The organism is Psychrobacter sp. NPDC078409 (genome assembly GCF_050268505.1).
GTDB lineage: Bacteria > Pseudomonadota > Gammaproteobacteria > Pseudomonadales > Moraxellaceae > Psychrobacter.
In genome coordinates this window covers 293,617-312,114 of sequence record NZ_JBNNGW010000001.1, presented here as the reverse complement: position 1 = coordinate 312,114, position 18,498 = coordinate 293,617, and the positions used below count along the sequence as shown (strand labels likewise).

General features: G+C 41.6%; 16 protein-coding genes. 10 read left to right on the top strand and 6 right to left on the bottom strand.

Features of this window, described 5'->3' with window-relative positions:
- The first annotated feature begins 21 nt into the window (after positions 1–21).
- Complete coding sequence (rpiA, locus tag ACQKC9_RS01070; protein WP_057760400.1) at positions 22–681, top strand: ribose-5-phosphate isomerase RpiA; 660 nt, start codon at positions 22–24, stop codon at positions 679–681.
- Positions 682–817: 136 nt separating this feature from the next.
- Here the strand turns inward: rpiA and argF are convergent, their stop codons facing one another.
- The 3 genes from argF to dnaB form a co-directional block, all read right to left on the bottom strand.
- Positions 818–1,741 (bottom strand): ornithine carbamoyltransferase, encoded by a 924-nt coding sequence (argF, locus tag ACQKC9_RS01065; protein ID WP_057760398.1) that lies wholly within the window; start codon positions 1,739–1,741, stop codon positions 818–820.
- Between the two features lie 217 nt (positions 1,742–1,958).
- Positions 1,959–3,065, bottom strand: a complete 1,107-nt coding sequence (gene alr, locus ACQKC9_RS01060) for an alanine racemase (RefSeq protein ID WP_427620179.1) — start codon at positions 3,063–3,065, stop codon at positions 1,959–1,961.
- Positions 3,066–3,243: 178 nt separating this feature from the next.
- Positions 3,244–4,647 carry a replicative DNA helicase gene (gene dnaB, locus ACQKC9_RS01055; RefSeq protein WP_057760393.1) on the bottom strand — a complete coding sequence of 468 codons (1,404 nt, stop codon included), beginning with the start codon at positions 4,645–4,647 and terminating at the stop codon, positions 3,244–3,246.
- 296 nt (positions 4,648–4,943) lie between these two features.
- On the opposite strand from dnaB, the gene pdxA reads away from it, so the two are divergent.
- Positions 4,944–6,032, top strand: a complete 1,089-nt coding sequence (pdxA, locus tag ACQKC9_RS01050; protein ID WP_427620178.1) for a 4-hydroxythreonine-4-phosphate dehydrogenase PdxA — start codon at positions 4,944–4,946, stop codon at positions 6,030–6,032.
- A 210-nt stretch (positions 6,033–6,242) separates the two neighbouring features.
- Positions 6,243–6,803 (top strand): hypothetical protein, encoded by a 561-nt coding sequence (locus tag ACQKC9_RS01045; RefSeq protein ID WP_427620177.1) that lies wholly within the window; start codon positions 6,243–6,245, stop codon positions 6,801–6,803.
- Between the two features lie 442 nt (positions 6,804–7,245).
- Here the strand turns inward: ACQKC9_RS01045 and ACQKC9_RS01040 are convergent, their stop codons facing one another.
- Positions 7,246–8,025, bottom strand: coding sequence for a transglutaminase-like domain-containing protein (locus ACQKC9_RS01040; protein ID WP_427620176.1), 780 nt, complete (start codon positions 8,023–8,025; stop codon positions 7,246–7,248).
- A 309-nt stretch (positions 8,026–8,334) separates the two neighbouring features.
- Between ACQKC9_RS01040 and rsmA the strand changes: the two genes are divergently transcribed.
- Together rsmA and ACQKC9_RS01030 are read left to right on the top strand one after the other, a co-directional pair.
- Positions 8,335–9,198, top strand: coding sequence for a 16S rRNA (adenine(1518)-N(6)/adenine(1519)-N(6))-dimethyltransferase RsmA (gene rsmA, locus ACQKC9_RS01035; RefSeq protein ID WP_057760387.1), 864 nt, complete (start codon positions 8,335–8,337; stop codon positions 9,196–9,198).
- Between the two features lie 141 nt (positions 9,199–9,339).
- Complete coding sequence (locus ACQKC9_RS01030) at positions 9,340–10,176, top strand: symmetrical bis(5'-nucleosyl)-tetraphosphatase (protein ID WP_427620175.1); 837 nt, start codon at positions 9,340–9,342, stop codon at positions 10,174–10,176.
- A gap of 218 nt (positions 10,177–10,394) precedes the next feature.
- Here the strand turns inward: ACQKC9_RS01030 and ACQKC9_RS01025 are convergent, their stop codons facing one another.
- Positions 10,395–11,282, bottom strand: a complete 888-nt coding sequence (locus tag ACQKC9_RS01025) for a LysR family transcriptional regulator (protein ID WP_305935301.1) — start codon at positions 11,280–11,282, stop codon at positions 10,395–10,397.
- A gap of 117 nt (positions 11,283–11,399) precedes the next feature.
- Between ACQKC9_RS01025 and dkgB the strand changes: the two genes are divergently transcribed.
- The 5 genes from dkgB to ACQKC9_RS01000 all read left to right on the top strand — a co-directional run bounded on the left by dkgB (position 11,400) and on the right by ACQKC9_RS01000 (position 15,710).
- Positions 11,400–12,212 (top strand): 2,5-didehydrogluconate reductase DkgB, encoded by an 813-nt coding sequence (gene dkgB / locus ACQKC9_RS01020; RefSeq protein WP_372863355.1) that lies wholly within the window; start codon positions 11,400–11,402, stop codon positions 12,210–12,212.
- 20 nt (positions 12,213–12,232) lie between these two features.
- Positions 12,233–12,817, top strand: coding sequence for an NAD(P)H-dependent oxidoreductase (locus ACQKC9_RS01015; RefSeq protein ID WP_305935300.1), 585 nt, complete (start codon positions 12,233–12,235; stop codon positions 12,815–12,817).
- A gap of 469 nt (positions 12,818–13,286) precedes the next feature.
- Entirely contained in the window at positions 13,287–14,216 is a 930-nt protein-coding gene (locus ACQKC9_RS01010; RefSeq protein ID WP_427620174.1) for a hypothetical protein, read from the top strand.
- Between the two features lie 13 nt (positions 14,217–14,229).
- On the top strand, positions 14,230–15,192 hold the full coding sequence (locus ACQKC9_RS01005) for a hypothetical protein (protein ID WP_427620173.1): 963 nt from the start codon (positions 14,230–14,232) through the stop codon (positions 15,190–15,192).
- Positions 15,189–15,710: an endonuclease V gene (locus ACQKC9_RS01000; RefSeq protein WP_427620172.1), complete on the top strand. Its 522-nt coding sequence runs from the start codon at positions 15,189–15,191 to the stop codon at positions 15,708–15,710. The genes ACQKC9_RS01005 and ACQKC9_RS01000 overlap by 4 nt, the downstream gene beginning before the upstream one ends.
- Before the next feature lie 120 nt (positions 15,711–15,830).
- Here the strand turns inward: ACQKC9_RS01000 and ACQKC9_RS00995 are convergent, their stop codons facing one another.
- The gene (locus ACQKC9_RS00995; protein WP_427620171.1) at positions 15,831–18,275 is read right to left on the bottom strand and encodes a site-specific recombinase; all 2,445 of its coding nucleotides are present in this window, start codon (positions 18,273–18,275) and stop codon (positions 15,831–15,833) included.
- Positions 18,276–18,498: the final 223 nt, after the last annotated feature.

Below are 18,498 nucleotides of genomic sequence, written 5' to 3'. Positions count from 1 at the left end.
TTTATTTTCCAAGGATTTATGATGAGTGATCAGCAAGCACAAAAGCAAGCCGCGGCCAAAGCTGCTCTAAGCTATATCGAAGACGATATGATACTTGGGGTAGGGACAGGTAGTACGGTCAACTGTTTGATTGAGTTGTTGCCACAATTGAAGCTTGCTGGCGCTGTCGCTAGCTCACAGGTGACAGAAGACAAACTTCGTGCGCTTGGTATCGAAATAGTCGATTTGAACTTTGCTGGCACGTTAGATGTTTATATCGATGGTGCTGATGAAGTTAACGAGCACTTGCAACTTATCAAAGGCGGCGGCGGTGCATTGACTCGCGAAAAGATTGTGGCTGCAGCTTCAAATAAGTTCGTCTGTATGGTCGATGATAGCAAAAGCGTTGATATATTAGGTCGTGCGTTTCCAGTACCGATTGAAGTATTACCACAAGCACGCTCGTATGTGGCTCGCCAATTGGCCAAATTGGGCGGTGAGCCGGTATATCGTGAAGACTTTGTCACTGATTATGGTAATGTCATTCTGGATACTTATGATTTGGATGTGAGTAATCCAATCGCGCTTGAAAAAGAGCTAAATAATATCGTAGGTGTGGTCTGTAATGGTATCTTTGCAGCAAACCAAGCAGACGTTCTGCTAAAAGCAGGTGCTAATGGTGTGACAACGCTCACGCGTTAATCTATGATCAAATCATTTTTATAAACAAAAAAGCCGTCCAGATCTGGATGGCTTTTTTATTTGGGAACTTATTTAGGAGTGTGTTAGCAAGTTACCTTACTATTTATCCCACTGTCTTTTTATAGAATAGCCTAAGTTATGCAGGTAACTTGATTTTGTCTTTAAGTAAAAATTCCATCAATGCTTTTTGTGCATGTAAGCGGTTTTCAGCTTCGTCCCATACCACAGAGCGTGGGTCATTAAGCATATCATGAGAGATTTCCTCGCCGCGATGGGCTGGCAAGCAGTGCATAAACACCACTTCAGGATCAGCTTTGTCTAGTAGAGATGGCGTCACTTGATAAGGCGCAAAACGACGTGCACGCGTGTTTTGCTCTGATTCTTGACCCATACTTGCCCACACATCAGTGACAATTAAGTTAGAATCTTTTGCCGCGTCCTGTACGTTTTCTACCAGACTGACGCAATGTGAGAAGCGTTCCATAAGTTTCGGATCAGGCTCAAAGCCATAAGGTGCTGCCACGCGTAATTCAAAACCAAACTGATTAGCAGCTTGCATAAATGATGAACACATATTGTTGCCATCACCGACCCAAGTGACGATTTTATTTTCGATACTACCGCGATGCTCGTAATAGGTTTGCATATCAGCGAGCAACTGGCATGGATGATAGTCATCGGTTAACGCATTGATAATCGGTACGCTTGAGTATTCAGCAAAAGTTTCAACTTTTTCGTGCCCAAAGGTACGAATCATAATGATATCTACCATGCTAGAAATCACGCGTGCTGAATCTTCTAGTGGCTCGCCGCGACCGAGCTGCGTATCGTTTGGTGATAAAAATATGGCGTTACCACCAAATTGACCCATACCGGTCTCAAACGAGATACGGGTACGCGTTGAAGATTTTTCAAATATCATACCAAGCGTACGACCAACAAAAGGCTGGTATATCTCGCCTGCGTGTTGCATCTTACGCAATTCGCTTGCGCGTTTGATTAAGTTTTCTAGTTCTTGTTTGGTTAAATCAGATAAGGTTAAAAAATGGCGCAAACTCATAGTAATCCTAGCAGTCGATCGCAGTCAGTGAAACGTCATCAGTCTTCAATAGCATCGCGTCAGTGCGTATACTGGGTTGACAACAAACTTTTAGTATAGCGTATTTACTTTCAATGTAAACGTTCATTTTTATCAAGATCAAATGGCTTGCCAAATAGACCGAAATCACATTAGCAAGCCGCAATACCTTATATGCTAATGACTGTGCCGCTAATGATTATGCCTGTGTACGGTTTGGACGTATGCTTAGGCGACATAATAGCTCATAGCTAATCGTCCCAGCATGACCTGCAACTTCATCAACACGCGGTGAATTGCCCCAGAGCATGACCTTGCTATCTATAGCAAGACTCTCAGGTGCGCTACTGATATCAATGACAATCATATCCATCGCCACGCGCCCAATCACAGGGCAACGGTAGCTTTGATTGTCGTTAGCATCCATGACAGTAACATACGCATCATCCGTGACCACACGTGGGTAGCCATCACCATATCCAACGCTGACCAATGCGGTTCTGGTGTCTTGCTGCGCACGCCAGCGGCTACCATAGCCGATCGCATCATTGGCGCTAACGGTTTGTAGAGCAATGATTTGAGCAGTAAACTCCATTGCAGGCTGTAAGTCTAATTCTTGTGCGCTTTTATCAACGACAGGTGAGCTACCGTATAAGATAATGCCTGGACGTACCCAATCATAATGATGTTCTGGGAAGTTGACGATACCAGCAGAGTTGCATAATGAGCCTTGGATATCTGGGCTAATGGTGTCTTTCAAAGTCGCTAGTACGCTTGAGAAGCGCTCAATCTGCATCGCATTTAATGGGTGATCGTGGTCATCAGCATTGGCGAAATGCGTGGCTAGAATCAGCTGATAACCCGCTTCATGTAGGCGTTTTGCTGCTGATAGCACACCCTCAGCATTGAAACCCAAACGGTTCATACCTGTATTGTATTTGAGCCAAGCTACTCTAGTTGCACTGCCAGCTGGCGGGATGTTTTGTAGTGCCCACTCTAGCTGTGGTCCATGGTGAATCACGCAGCTAATCTCATGATCAATCGCTTGCTGCCACTCATCAGCGGTAAATGCACCTTCTACTAGACCGATACTTCTCACCCAACCTAACTGTCTGGCCTCCAGTGCTTCAGTCAAAGTAGCGACACCTATACCATCTGCTTGCTGCAGGGCTGGCAAGACTGCCGCCACGCCATGCCCGTAAGCATTGGATTTGACCATAGCCAATACCTTAGACTGAGGTGCTCGTTGTTTGACTTGATTTAGGTTATGAGTAAGGGCTTTTGGTTTTATAGTAATTGTGCGCATAATCGCCTTCTTTATGAGTAGAATTATGAAGTTATAAAGCCAGCACTGCATCGATTGAGTTGATGCGGTACTGGCTATTGTATTAAAACTGGTTATGTAAAATTATTCATTAACCTATAATTGAAACTGAGTCTATATAAGGCTTAGTCTTTGTTAGGGTTAAATTTTATAAGGTTAGTTACTCATCATTCTCAAAACTCACGCCTTGATAGTACTCTGGCGTTAGATTGATAAAGCGAGTAAATTGACCTTCAAAGCCTAGACGAATAGTACCGATAGGACCGTTACGCTGTTTACCAATGATGATTTCCGCCACGCCTTTATGGTCCGAGTTTTCATTATAAACCTCATCACGATAGATGAACATAATCAAATCGGCATCCTGCTCAATCGCACCAGACTCACGTAGATCCGACATGATAGGACGTTTATTTGGACGGTTTTCTAGACTACGGTTAAGCTGTGACAATGCAATCACGGGACATTCAAGCTCACGTGCCAGTGCCTTTAAACTACGAGAAATCTCGGAAATCTCGCCAACGCGGTTACCATCTAGACTTGGCACTTTCATAAGCTGGAGATAATCGACTACGATTGCACCCAAGCGACCGTCATGGTTTTTGGCGATACGGCGGCAGCGGGAACGCATCTCAGACGGCGGTAGGGCAGTACTATCATCAATATATAGATGCTTTGATTGCAAGTGTTGAATGGCGTTCATCATCTTTGCCCATTCATCTTCGTTCATTTGCCCAGAGCGCAAGTGTGTCTGATTAATCGCGCCCCATGAGGACAGCAAACGCATGACGATTGATTCAGCGGGCATCTCCATCGAAAACACCACGACGGGCAAATCTTCATTAAACAAAATCCCTTCTGCCAAGTTCATCGCAAAAGTAGTTTTACCCATAGAAGGACGTGCAGCGACAATAATCAAGTCACCCGCTTGTAGGCCTTGGGTTTTGTTATTTAGCTCGGCAAATGGTGTCTGCAAACCAATCATGCCATCGGGATTAGATTTGAGTTCTTGAATTTTATCGATAACATTGGTTAAGACCGAAGTAATACCGACAGGGCCACGCTGTTCAGCGCGTTTGTTATGCTGCTCATTGATACTAAATATCTTACCCTCGACATTGTCTAGAATATCACTAACGCTTTGGTCTTTTGGATTATAGGCAAGCGTCAGCATGTCATTACCAGTGGTAATTAACTGGCGTAGGGTTGATAGTTCACGCACACGCTGGGCGTAGGCAGTCAGGTTAAACAAGGTCGCCGGGCTTTGGCTCAAAATATCGGCTAAGTAGCTGTCACCACCTGCGCCTTTGAGGAGCTTTTGCGCTTCTAACCAGTCGTGTACCATGACCGTATCATAAGGCTCATTCACTGCCGCCAAATGGGCAATGGCATCAAAAATATATTGATGTCGCCCAGCATAAAAGTCATCTTTGGTGACAATATCGGCAATCTTGTCGTACGCCTCTTCGATACTCATCAAAGACGCGAGCAATGCCTTTTCAATATCGATATTGTGTGGCGGTGTCTGATTGAGTAAGTCGTCGGTCTTGTCGTTTTCTGCCATGAGTGCCTAATGAGTTAAAATGGGTATGAAAAAAGATGTCGATGATAGAGCAATACAAACGTAGCGCGCCTCTACGATAGAAGTACCAAAACGCGGTCTCAGGTTTGTCTGTAAATGCTACAATCAGATGCGAAAGTTTAACACATAATGTGGTTTTTTAGACTTGATAAAGCACTAAATCTGAATTGATTGTTTTTCATGAACTAAGAAATACCATACAATATCTAAGTATAAAAACTTAGAATAATAATTATAAATATAATAAAATCAGTAATTTAAATAAAAAGGCTATTGTTATGACAGAAGAAAAGCGCCCGCTATTAATCACGACAGGTGAGCCTGCTGGTATTGGCATGGACGTCGTACTGAGTTTGGCGGCAGAGGGCAAGCTGCAAGATTTTGACCGTCCGATTTGGGTGACCGCTGATGCAAGCGCGATGCAAGTGCGTGCAGATGAGTTGGTTACAGCTGGCGTTTTTGATAGTACGCCTAGTTGGCATACTATCAATACAGATATAAATGCCGATAATTTCGATGTTAATTTGGTGGCGCAGATATCACAGCAAGATATCAACGCTGATAGTGCTTTTATTTTGCTTAATGTTCCTTGTACAGAACGAGTTACTGGCGGGCAAATCAATACTGCTAACTCAGCGATGGTGGCTCAGCAATTAGACATTGCTCATCAGTTAGCAGTAAATGGAACAGTCGCCGCTATCGTCACAGGTCCCTTGCAAAAATCAGCGCTGATAGATGCCGGTATTAAGCTGTTAGATGGCACCATGTTTAGTGGTCATACTGAGTTTTTTATGCAGCAAAGTGGCTGTGAGAAAGTGGTCATGATGCTTGCCAATCAAGCGATGAAAGTAGCGCTTGTCACTACACATTTGCCGTTGAAGGACATCCCTGCTGCGATTACTGCGGACAATGTACGCCAAACGGTACAAATCGTCATCGATGACATGAGAGAAAAGTTTGGTCTCGCGCAGCCTCGTATCCTGGTTTGCGGCCTCAATCCACATGCAGGCGAGGGCGGCCATTTGGGTATGGAAGAAATTGAAATTATCAATCCAGTACTCAACGAGTTTATCAATATGGGCGTCAATATTTCAGAGGCAATGCCAGCGGATACGTTATTTACTACCAGACATTTAGCAAACTGTGATGCGGTCATTGCCATGTATCACGATCAAGGATTGCCAGTATTAAAATCGCACGGTTTTGGTGATACGGTCAATCTAACCTTAGGCTTGCCTTATATTCGTACTTCTGTCGATCATGGTACGGCACTAGACTTGGCAGGAAGCGGCAGTGCGAGTGCGACTAGCTTATACCAAGCACTAAATATGGCTAATGAGATGGCGGATAAGTCGCTTACTCATTGATATACCTCTGTTATGACTCATCGCCTAATAGGTATTGTTCACATCGTACTTGATGGTTTTAGTGTGAGTAATACCTACTTATGAATAATTAAACGTAATGTAAGTGGTTCTATTGATACATATAATCATCTATATCGCTTAAAAAAGTATTTAACTTTTGAAATAGGCTTGCTAGATTAAGGTTTCTTGATAAAAATAGGAGTGTAAGCTATGTCTGATATTGAAATCAAACTAGTACGATCTCGAGTGGAAGAAATCCTTGCACGTTATAAGCATCTGATTGATAAGGACTTCCCAGGCTATCGTAACCATGTTTATCGTGCCATTACTTATGCCATGCATTTTTTGGACAACGAACCTGAGTATGAGGCTTTAATTGAAACAATATTTGCCTATCATGACATAGGATTATGGACAGATCATAAACTGGCTTATTTGGAACCCTCTGAAGCAGTTGCACTTGCAGATAATGAAAAATATGACTGGGGATTTGATCCTCAACTACTTCGTAATGCAATTCACTGGCATCACAAAATCACCCCTTATTCTGGTAAAAATGAGGCAGTTATTGAGGCTTGTCGAAAAGCAGACTGGGTTGACATATCAAAAGGCCATATTCGTAAGGGCATGAGTAAAGCTGTTATTAAACAGGTCGAAGCAGCCTTTCCCAATTTGGGTTTTCAAAGCACATTGCTACGATTAACTAAAGATTATGAAGGTTCAACGCTTGTTGGCAGTATCAAGGTGACACGAGGTATTATGAAATGGTGATTAACTCACTGTGCCATCTTTGAATAATCTTTTTAAAATAAAGTAAGATAATCCCCGATTTGATGTGATCGCTTATAAAGAGTACGACGACTATCCAGAGCACTCGAACCATAACTACCATTAGCCTACAGTCAAAGACCTAAGTCCTCACTAGGGAGCCACTGTTGCTTCCCTAGAAAGACTTTCATGTTAAATGATACGAGAGCAAAGAGCTGCTATGTTGGTTGCGCTACATTTGAGATAGTTTGTAGATAAAATATCTGAAAAACACAGCCTGAGATGTTCTCCTACCATGACCTTGATCCGTTGAACGAAAACTTTCATCTGCACGGTGAAGAATGGAAGAGCGAGAAGCCGATGGACCAAAACCGCTGCCACCTCCTTCATATTATGGCGGCGGTTATGGTCTTAAACGCAGGCTCGAAAGCCTAGGGTCAGGTTCCTAAGATTGTCTGGTCACGGATACCGACTGGTTGACCAGCTCCATGGATCCGAACGAAGTTAAAAACGCGACGCTGGACGCATCGGACCCAACACCGATGCGGGCCATTGTGTCGGCACCTGCCATGCCAGTCGGGTCAATGAGGTGCCAGCTCCCTTCAAGATAGACCTCGGCCACGGCATGAAAGTCTTGTGGTGTCACGTCGGGCGCATATACGCTCACAAACCTAGCTGGTATCGACGACGCGCGCGCTAGTGTTACGAGAACATGCGCAAAGTCGCGGCATACGCCCTGACGTTGAGCAAAGCTGTCGAGCGCGGTGGTTTGTGCATGGCTCGATCCGGGTACATAGCTAAATGCCGACTCGATCCAGTCGCGCATCGCGGCAATCCGTGCGCCGCCAGCGAGATTGCCAAACTCGGCGTCCACGAAGGCATGGAACTGTTCGGATGGGCAATAGTGAGACGGCATCAAATGCCTGATTGTCTCTCCGGGCAAAAGATGCAGGGGCGTTTGGGACAGTGCCGATATGTCTAAGGCAGGACGGTCAACGGCGATTTCTGCGAGATAAGTGCAGCTAAAATCCCCTTCAGCGTGAATCCAAATCCGCTCTCCTATGCCATCATCGGCGGTAACCCGTGAAAAATGCGCAACGTCAGATGTCCAAATCTCGGCTGACCGTACCCGTTGATCCGCAAGATCGGCAGCTTCGATCTGAAGCAAAAGATCCATTGGCTCTGAGAGTCGATAATGGAGTGTGACGTTAAGTTTCAGGATCATATGTGAACTCCCTAAGGGTATTTATTTAGCGAGCTGACGATCGCGTAGGGCTAAACCGCCTCGACTATACCAGAGACTGGCTTACTAGAGTCAGGTAGCAATACCTGACAGGGTTAAATTATCATAATACCGCTTTTCAAACTCAAAAGGTGAAACATAACCAATTGCGTATGGCTCGTCTATCGATAATAATTATTCAAAAACACAGCCTAATTATGAGCTGTGGTATAATTTATCATTATAAAGCTAAAACATTGCTGCTATTACATTATCATTGCCCATTTCTCTTTTATACATTAAGACTCTTTTATGTCCAAAACTTCATTTGATGCTCAAACTATTTCTAACAGCTTACGTGCTGCCAAACATCAGCCGCGTAAACGCTTTGGCCAAAACTTCTTGCATGATACTAGCGTCATTCGCGAAATCGTCGAAAGTATTCGTCTAGAGCGCGATGACAATTTGATCGAGATTGGACCTGGTATGGGCGCATTGACCGAGCCGTTATTGGCAGAAGTAGATGCAATGACAGTCGTGGAGCTGGATCGCGATTTGGCAGATAGCTTGCGTATTCGTATCGGTGCCAATAGCCATCCAAACTTTGAGATTATCAAAGACAACGCGATGCATGTGGACTACCGTGAGCTATATAGTGAAGAGCGCGGTAAGCTGCGCGTAGTGGGTAACCTGCCGTATAACATCTCAACGCCTATCTTATTTCATCTGCTTAGCTATGCCGATGTGATTCAAGACATGCATTTTATGTTGCAAAAAGAAGTGGTCGAGCGTATTACAGCCGATGTGGGTAGCAAGACCTATGGCCGTTTATCGGTCATCATGCAGTACCATTGTGATACAGATTATTTGCTGACCGTTCCTCGCGGTGCGTTTAATCCACCACCAAAGGTGACTAGTGCCGTGTTCCGCCTGACGCCGCATATCAACAAACCAGTAGTCGCAAATGATGAAGAGCATTTTGCTATTGTCGTGCGTGAGACTTTTAACCATCGTCGCAAGACGCTACGGGCTATCTTTAAAAAATCAACGTTGCTGCCGACATTGAGCGAAGACGATTTTGCGGCTTGTGGTATCGATCCGCAGGCACGACCTGAGACATTAAGCGTCACAGACTTTGTGAACCTAAGCAATCATTCACAACAGCTAGACGTATAGTGTATTTTGGATAAATAAAAGCATGCTACTAACCGTCAATTATAATGGCGGTTTTTTATGCTTTATTTTTATGATTAGCACTTAAGTATTTATTTCTTATCGAGCTGTCTTTAACTATCGGGTTTAAATCGTTGAGGTATTATGAGTTTTCGCCATCAGTATGTTATCGGTGACTTACAAGGTTGCTATGCTGCGTATCTACAATTGCTAAAAACACTGGATTTCGATCCTGCCCAAGACAAATTATGGTTTGCTGGTGATTTGGTAGCACGCGGCGAGGACTCATTGAACACGCTGCGTCATGTCAAAGCGTTGTGTGAGCAGGGCGCAGCGGCAACGGTATTGGGCAATCATGATCTTAATTTGATAGCAGTCTGGCGCGGAGCAGCCAAGCTTAAAAATAAAGACAAAACCGCACCTATCTTTGCTGCAGATGATTGTGATGAGTTGCTCGAATGGTTACGTAGGCAGCCGATATTAGCCTATCCTGATGAGCATACGGTGTTGGTACATGCGGGTATTCCACCGCATTGGAGTATTGAAGCCGCCGCAGGATATGCACAACAATTGGAAGCTCAGTTGCAAAGTAGTTTGGAGCAGCTCGACCAATTGCTACCGAATCTATATAGCAAAGAAGCAGATGAATGGCATGCAGATATCGAAGGATTTACTAAATTGAGGGCGATTGCTAATTACTTTACGCGCATGCGCTTGTGTAAGCAGGATGGGTCGCTTGAGTTTAGTTTTTCAGCAGGTTTAAATGAGGCTATGCCAACCGATTTTTTACCTTGGTTTGAGTGGCAAGTACCGAGCACTCGTAAGATACTATTTGGTCATTGGGCTGCGCTAAAAGGCGAGATTGATTTACCACATGCGCGCGCACTCGACGGTGGCTGCGTGTGGGGTAATTATCTATTGGCTTATAGATTGGGTGATGGCAAGGTAACAACCTCAAGCGCACAGTGCCCGAGCCCATAATGAAGATTATAAGCGTCTTAATATACAAGGCTAAATAAACAGTCTGTTATAAGTGGTTCCATTATAGCAGTCTGTTTTAGATGGTATGTTAATAGGTTTAAAAGGTGAAACATCTGGTTCCCTTGGGGGTATACCTTATTCAAGTCTTAGTTGAATAAATAACTATCAGTGCAGCATACGGCCTGAAGCATTTTTTATCATTCTATTTTTTACTCATCTTAAAGCGTCACTTCCGCCTTCAAAAACTCAATAAATGAGCTAACACGTTCTGACAACTTTCTATTTTTGTAGTAAACCAGATTAATAGGCTGTTGCATTTTGATCGTACTAGACTCAAATAGCTGAATCAAATCTCCTTTTTGGATATCTTGATAAGTCATAAAATCAGACAAACACACTATACCGATCCCGCATAAAGCAAGCTGTCTTAGCGTCTCGCCACTATCCGCTTTTATATTCGTATGAATATGAAATAAATTATTAGCAGCATCGTAGATAGGCCAATCATTTAATTTCTCCAATGAATTAAAACCTAATAACTGATGATGGACCAAGTCTTCCACAATTTTAGGCGTACCGTGTTTTTTCAAATAAACAGGACTGGCTAAAATACGAATCTGACTTAAGCCTAGTGGTGTGGCACTCAATGAAGAATCTTTTAGTTCGCCGATACGAACGGCCACATCTGTGCGTGCTTCTAATAAATCTACTAAACTTTCATTACTGACCAACTCGATATCGATTTGTGGGTAAGCATTACTATATTTATCGATCAATGGTGCAATCACATGCAACATAAAAGGAGTAGCTGCATCAATACGCAACTTACCAGATGGCACCTCTTTATTCTTCACCATCATATCTCCCGCATCTTCTAAGTCACTGAGAATACTCCGCACACGTTCCAGATATTTTTCACCCTCCTGTGTCAGCTCCAAACGCCGTGTTGTGCGCCTAAATAGTGAGGTATTTAGTTTCTTTTCTAACCTTGATAACGCTCTGCTTACTGCTGAAACCGTAACCCCTAAGTGTTCAGCGGCCTGACTGATTGTGCCCTCATCAACAATACTAACAAAAGTATCAAGCTCATTAATCGTAACTTTCATTATTGATCCTTATGCAAGAGTATTTTGATTTTTTGTGCCTTCTTATCAATTATAAGCGTCTATATAATGATTGCCAATCCAACGATAACTTTCATAGATAAAATATAGGTAAAGCATATGACACTACCAAAATTCGGTTTAGGTACCTTTAGATTACAAGGTGATACGGTTATACACTCTGTGACAAACGCCTTAGATTTAGGATATCGAGCGATAGATACGGCGCAAGCATACGATAACGAAGAGGCTATCGGTATTGCTATCAAAAATAGCGGTATATCTTCTGACTCAATATATCTAACCACTAAGATTTGGGTTGATAACTTATCAAAAGAAAAGCTCATTCCTAGCTTAAAAGCCAGCTTAAAAAAATTAAATGTCGATGCTGTAGATTTGACATTGATCCACTGGCCAGCGCCTTCAAGCCCAGTAGCTGTCGAAGAGTATATGATAGCTTTACTCGAAGCAAAAAAATTAGGCCTCACCAAAAAAATAGGGGTTTCTAACTTCAATATTGATTTGTTAAAACGAGCTATAGCAGTAATAGGCGCTGAAAACATTGAGACCAATCAAATAGAGTTAAGCCCTTATCTACAAAATCGCCGCTTGGTAAGTTTTATGAAGCAGCAAGGTATTAACGTGACTTCATATATGACACTGGCATATGGCAAAGCTTTAAAAGATCCTATCATTCAAGAAATAGCCAATCACAATCAACAGACACCAGCACAGGTGATCTTAGCGTGGGCACTCGCTAAGGGCTACGCTGTGATTCCCTCTTCAACTAAAAGAGAAAACCTAGCGAGCAACTTAGCAGCACAAGGCATCACATTGAGCGATGAGCAATTAATGAAAATTGACCAACTCGATACCAATAGTCGTGAAGTCAACCCTGAAGGTTTGGCACCTATTTGGGATCCATCTATCTAATTTGTACAAGGCAGCTGATAATGAAAAAAATATTGATATTAAATGGTAGCAAACGTTTTGCTCATTCAACAGGTGAGCTCAATGACACCCTGACCAATATCGCTGAGCAACAATTACTCAGTTTAGGTCACGACGTAAAAGTGACCAACATTGATGCAGGTTATGACATTGAGGATGAAATTGCAAAATGGCTGTGGGCAGATATCATCATTCAACAAGCTCCTGCTTGGTGGATGGGTGTGCCATGGACAGTCAAAAAATATATTGATGAGATTTTCACCATTGGTCATGGCAGTCTCTATCAAAGTGATGGACGTTCTCGTCAAAACTCAGAAGATAAATATGGTTCTGGTGGTCTGCTGCAAGGTAAACAGTATATGCTTTCAGTAACTTGGAATGCACCTACAGAAGCATTCACTGATCCCGAGCAGTTCTTTGAAGGTGTTGGCGTTGATGGCGTATATATCGCTACTCATAAGGCATATCAGTTTCTAGGAATGGAGCCAATGCCAACATTCATGGTGAATGATGCCATTAAGAATCCGACCATTGATCATGATATTGCGCAGTATGAACAACACCTGAAAATCCTATTTGCAATATAAATATTGCAAATAGGACTCTTATTGATAATGAGTTGATAGCATATTTGAATATGTTGCTGTAGGGATACTATGCCATTACGAAGTCTAAAAAATAGTAGTGGCTAGTTATCTTTGGCAAGATTGGATTTTTTTTCTTATACTACTCTATATCGATTGTATAGCTTGATAATGGTGAAATACGCTATCGCTTTTTTCATTATGGAGGCTATTTTTCGCGTTCGAAGCCTTTATAGCGCACAGATCACGAACAGAATATATATGATAAGTACACCATGAAGTACACTGTGACTATTTCAGCTAGTTAAAACGTTGATACCGTTAGCCCACAGCCAAACATTCAAGTCCTCACTAGGGTACCAAACCATTGAAAGAACCTGATTGGTTCGCCATATATTTCTCAAAATGAGTCCTTCTAGCATTACCGTTTCTTCTAGCACGATTAATAACTCCTCTTTAAGAGAAGATTAACATGAGTAATATGCAACGATTGAAATCAACATTGTTAAATAAAAGTAACGGTAAATGGTATCAGAAGGGTAAATGGTATCAGCGCGATAAGCTATACACAGGCATTATCTTCTTTGATAAACCTGACCATCAACTTGAAGCTTATGAAGTTAAAAACGGAGAGATTGGTAAACCGTATGTCTCACCGTGTCAGATAGGGCTATCTTCACCTATTCAAATAGACTCTTCAGGGTTTTGTAATGAAGATGAAGACGAGTATGGTTGTGGAACAATACCGCAACTTTATCAAGATAAGTTATATCAAGGTATGTCATATACCTTTGATGAAGGTATCTGCGATAGAGAGATCTATACCATTGAAAATGGCGAAACAGAAAATCAGATCATGTGGAAGACCCAAACCTATGAACCATTCATGTTTGAGCTTCGATATGAGGATAAGCAGTCAGGTTTCGATTATTCGAACACTAGTAAAGAATATGTAACTTTTGGGTATGGTAAAACTTGTAAAGAAACCAATCAACTTGAGGAGATTTCTATCAAGTATATATGGAAGGAAAATACAATAGGTAAATTAACAATCATAGGCAACATTCTTACCTCAAGAAACTACCTTGACTGCCCAATTCCTTTACCAAAAATGTACGAGTTAATCGAGAACTATCGGTATTTTATATTTGATAAGTTTGTATCTCTACATATAAATGAAGATATGATAGTTAAATTATTCTATATATGGGTAGCAAACAATAGCTTTAAAAATGTAGAAAAAATACACATCAGTGGTCTGGACGGTTTAAACGATTTAGATATTTTTAGTAATAAACAGATTTTTGGCTCCCTGCGAAAAATATTCCTAAATAAAAAAACATCCTTAAAGCAAGTAGAGAGACTTAAGGCCATTGCACCTGATATTGATGTCATATACTAATATGGATAAAGCAATGAAACGACTCAAATCAACGCTATTGACTGAACTAGATGGCCGATGGTATTACCAGCATCAACTTTACACTGGAATTTTATTTTTTGATAAAGAAAATTATTTAATAGAAGTTTTCGAGGTCGCAGATGGTGTAATAACCAAACTTTATACGCCTATTTGCCAATATAAGCCTATTTCATATCCACAAATAGACTGTAGTGATTTCTGGAATATAGATGAAGACGACTATGGTTGTGGGATGATTCCGCAACGTTACATGGGTGAACCATATCATGGTATATCTTATACTTTCTTCAATGGTATATGTAAAAGTGAAACATACACAGATGAAAAAGGACAAACTTTTAATTCAATATTATGGTATGAAAATAAAGAAGACCCTTATGAATTTGAATTAAATTATGCTAATTATGAGAGTGGGAGCTACGTATATACGGAATGTTTTTCCTTAGAAGAAAGCACAGACTCTGGAAGCTTTTCTTATAGGAAGTATGACGAGAGAGATAGTAATAAAAGACTGAAGCATATTTTCGTAAGCAATAACTTTAGAACCGATAGAGTGACAGGGTTTGGTGCTGCTGGTAATGAAATCCAAGAAAAAGACTATCTTAAATGTCCTTTTTCTCTACCTAAATATTTTGAATTGCTAGAGAACTACAAGACATTGAAAATGAATAGCAATTGGTTCAGAATTTGGCTTAGCGATGATATTAATGAGTCATTAGTTAGAGAATGGATATTGAATAAATCTCTTGCTGAGACAGAGTCTATCTTGGTATTAGATATTGAACATCTTGATACCTTAATTTTTTTCAATGATAAAATTAACCTCCCATACTTGAAGAGGTTAGAATTGAAAAATAGCCAGCTTGCTGGAAAAGATACTTTTGATCAAAAAGAAATGGATAAAGTTAACGCATTAAAAGCAACTCATCCACATTTTGAGGTAGTAATAAATTGATTTTCCTAATTCTAGACGTACATTATAAAGAAAGCCAAGAAATCGATGCAATTACAGCAACTGTTGCAGGTATTCGCTTTGAAGGCATTGAGCAATCCCGTGTTCTAAGCGAGCATATTGTAGAAGTTAATGACGTTGCGCCTTATGAGCCAGGTCAGTTCTATAAACGAGAAATGCCTTGCTTACTGGCCTTGATCAACCAAATCAAAGAGCCTTTTGATGTGATTATCATAGACGGCTATGTATTTTTGGATAGTGTAGGCAAAGCAGGATTAGGCAAATATCTGTATGACAACCTAGCTAATAAAAAGCCCATCATCGGTATCGCTAAAAATCATTTTTATGACATTACAGAAGACTATGCCGTTTGGAGAGGAATAAGTAAGCATCCACTATATGTAACTAGTATTGGTATAGAAATCAAGAAAGCTAAAGAGATGATAAGTAGGATGGATGGCGACAATAGGATGCCGAAAATGGTTACTTACGTAGATAAACTAGGCCGTGTCATCAATTAGAAAATCTATGCTACAGCCACACCCTAACTAGGGAACCGCTCTTCTTTCCATAACAGGTCTTATGACAAATAACTTTAATATCAACGATTGATCGAGCATAAAGCCACCGCAACTACCTATTTAACTAGGTAACTTTGGTGGTTTTTTAGGTTTTGGTAAAGGTGTTTTTGCGTCACCAGTTTGCTTATCATCAGAGTCAGTGTGGTGTGGCTCATCACTAACAGCGTCGCTATCAATCGCACTTATCGTTTTGGTGGCCTTATCGTATTGAATATCATCGGTATAAGGAACACTGTTTAGTTCGTCATCGACTAAACCATCATCCAGATCCATTACTTTTTCAGGAGAGCTATACGGCTGCGTATGCTCATCTGTCGGCTGCTTTTCATAGTTGATGTCGGTGTTGGTCTGTGAATGTTGAGCATCAGCATGTTTAGATTCAGGCAGGATTCTGACATCAGACAGACGCCTTACCACATAATTACTTGGTATGGATTTGCCATTTTTTTGTGCTGAAGTATCATCAAATATCATATGGCCCTGACTATCGATACGCGCATATTTCATTGGCTTATCACGTGGCCAGAAAAAATCAGACGGATGACTAATAATATGGCCAAATACCAGTTTTGTGAGGCGACTCCATTCAAAAAATCGAACTTCTTTAGAACGTAAGGCGACAAACAGTGCCAGTGAAAAGCTAACGATTAAGTTGACCAGACCAATAAGTGCCACACCAAGTATAGAAATTAGGATGAGGCTCCAGCTGATGTCATCAGCAGATATATTAAATAGCCCGTGTGCCAAGTTTGCTGAAGCGAAGGCAATGTGACGAATATCAATTGGTAAGCCGAAGATATAACCAATAGTCGCGGTACTACCTAAAAACACTCCGAATAAGAAGTTACCCATGATAGCGCCCAAATTGGCTTCTATAAAGCCGCCTAAACGCTGAAGCCATGAGCTAGGTAATATGTATTTCAACAATCTGTGACGTTGTATACGCGCGCCTACGTTGTTATAAACTGCCAAGTTATCGTAATAACCGGCAATCAAACCAGATAAGAACAGGTAAACCCCAGCAATGGCAGCATGGGGAAGTGCTAATGAGTGGAACGGGTCGAGATCATGTAGCAGGTGTCCTGCTTTTTCGGTATCGATCATTGGCGCGCCAGTATATTGCAACCAAGCAAAAGAGATAATCAAAGCGACGGGTACGGCTAGCATGACGTTACCCATAATAGCGATAAACTGGGTGCGCAAGATATCAACCACCAATTCTGATAGCTTGGTCAACTGATGCGATTTTTTACCAGATCCTTCAGAAATGGTAGAAGCGATTGCAGCAGCGGTCATGGCTGGCTGCTTGGTCGCGACTGTGCCGCGAATAACATGAATAAATACGAAGCCCAAACCATAGATCATACTGTTGATGAAAGCGCGACCCATGGGCGCGAGCGCTAAGTGATATGCCAGTATTTTTATGGTTGCCATAAATGCAATGATAAAGCCACCAATAGAGGCTTTTTTGAGCATCTTTTGATAGCCAGCTTTGTCGGTACTAATATAATGCTCACCGACGCGGCTAGCATTTTCTGTGACTTTGCGAGAGAGTAGTTTGGTATTGTTATCAATCAAATAACCAATACTATAGCGCTGGTTGGCTGTAGTGATGAGCGCCTGTATCAGTTCAATAACAGCACGATCTCGCTTTTGATTATCGTCTGTGACCAACTCAGTCAAAATCCGCATACGCTGCAAGCTTTGATCCAAACGCAGCATCATATTAGTCAAACGAATAGAGATACCAGTTTTATAAATCCGCTTGCGTACGGTAGCGACGATATCTTCGCACTGTTCGAGCATAACCAATAGGGGTGCAGGGTCGACTGCTTGCTCAGGCGTAATATCTGTCAAGGTATCAAGCTCATGTGCTTGACGATATTGATTGACAAAGAGTACGGCTTCTTGATTTTGTGCAACAAAAGATGCGGAATAGTTCAGTATCTGCGGATAGGACTCCATCAAATCAGGATGCAAGCCGATACCGCTGATGCGATAAGACAAAATGATAATGGCGTTTAAAATACTGTTTTTTGCGGTAGCCACTAGATTTAAGTGTTTCTCTTCTACGCGAACCAGCTCAACCAGTTTGTCCCATTTTTCCTTTTCGATATTGGCCAGCCAGCGTTCATCAGAGCGTTTATTAAATAAGTAGCCCACCAGCTCAACGACAGAGTCATCTTGTGGCAATAATGGTAAAAACCGATGGCCAATCAAACGGCGTAAACTGTTGAAGAATCCTTGGTCGGACATAATACCAGTGTCGGTATACAGGGCAATTTGCCGATATTGGATAATCAGTTTTAGTACAAAACTAGACAGCCCATCTCCATATTCTGGATGCTGATGTATGATATCAATAAGGGATTGAATTTTTTCGTTGGCCAATGCAGGTTCTTTATCACTGACTCGTAGCTCATCAATCAAGCGTTTGAGTACCGCAGGATCTGGCACGTCGCTCAAAGCGGTAATCTGTTGTAAAATGCGTTTTAATTCTGACACGTCGCACCCTTTATCATGGTTGTTTCAATCGTTTTTATTATTTAAGTCGGTATAAGTGGTTGAGTGATGTTTGCCAATCGTTCAATTGTAGTCGAGCGACATCTTGTCTTGCGTTATTTTAATCGGAACTGCCAATTGATATTGAATTATTTTGTTAGCAGTTATTTTGACAAAAAAAAGGACAGTAACACGACTGTCCTTTTAATCAAGGTATTTTAGGTTA

What these genes read in the sequence shown, in the direction of transcription:
- rpiA (WP_057760400.1), top strand. Translation starts at nt 22, where the DNA reads ATGAGTGATCAGCAAGCACAAAAGCAAGCCGCGGCCAAAGCTGCTCTA.
- argF (WP_057760398.1), bottom strand. Translation starts at nt 1,741, where the DNA reads ATGAGTTTGCGCCATTTTTTAACCTTATCTGATTTAACCAAACAAGAA.
- alr (WP_427620179.1), bottom strand. Translation starts at nt 3,065, where the DNA reads ATGCGCACAATTACTATAAAACCAAAAGCCCTTACTCATAACCTAAAT.
- dnaB (WP_057760393.1), bottom strand. Translation starts at nt 4,647, where the DNA reads ATGGCAGAAAACGACAAGACCGACGACTTACTCAATCAGACACCGCCA.
- pdxA (WP_427620178.1), top strand. Translation starts at nt 4,944, where the DNA reads ATGACAGAAGAAAAGCGCCCGCTATTAATCACGACAGGTGAGCCTGCT.
- ACQKC9_RS01045 (WP_427620177.1), top strand. Translation starts at nt 6,243, where the DNA reads ATGTCTGATATTGAAATCAAACTAGTACGATCTCGAGTGGAAGAAATC.
- ACQKC9_RS01040 (WP_427620176.1), bottom strand. Translation starts at nt 8,025, where the DNA reads ATGATCCTGAAACTTAACGTCACACTCCATTATCGACTCTCAGAGCCA.
- rsmA (WP_057760387.1), top strand. Translation starts at nt 8,335, where the DNA reads ATGTCCAAAACTTCATTTGATGCTCAAACTATTTCTAACAGCTTACGT.
- ACQKC9_RS01030 (WP_427620175.1), top strand. Translation starts at nt 9,340, where the DNA reads ATGAGTTTTCGCCATCAGTATGTTATCGGTGACTTACAAGGTTGCTAT.
- ACQKC9_RS01025 (WP_305935301.1), bottom strand. Translation starts at nt 11,282, where the DNA reads ATGAAAGTTACGATTAATGAGCTTGATACTTTTGTTAGTATTGTTGAT.
- dkgB (WP_372863355.1), top strand. Translation starts at nt 11,400, where the DNA reads ATGACACTACCAAAATTCGGTTTAGGTACCTTTAGATTACAAGGTGAT.
- ACQKC9_RS01015 (WP_305935300.1), top strand. Translation starts at nt 12,233, where the DNA reads ATGAAAAAAATATTGATATTAAATGGTAGCAAACGTTTTGCTCATTCA.
- ACQKC9_RS01010 (WP_427620174.1), top strand. Translation starts at nt 13,287, where the DNA reads ATGAGTAATATGCAACGATTGAAATCAACATTGTTAAATAAAAGTAAC.
- ACQKC9_RS01005 (WP_427620173.1), top strand. Translation starts at nt 14,230, where the DNA reads ATGAAACGACTCAAATCAACGCTATTGACTGAACTAGATGGCCGATGG.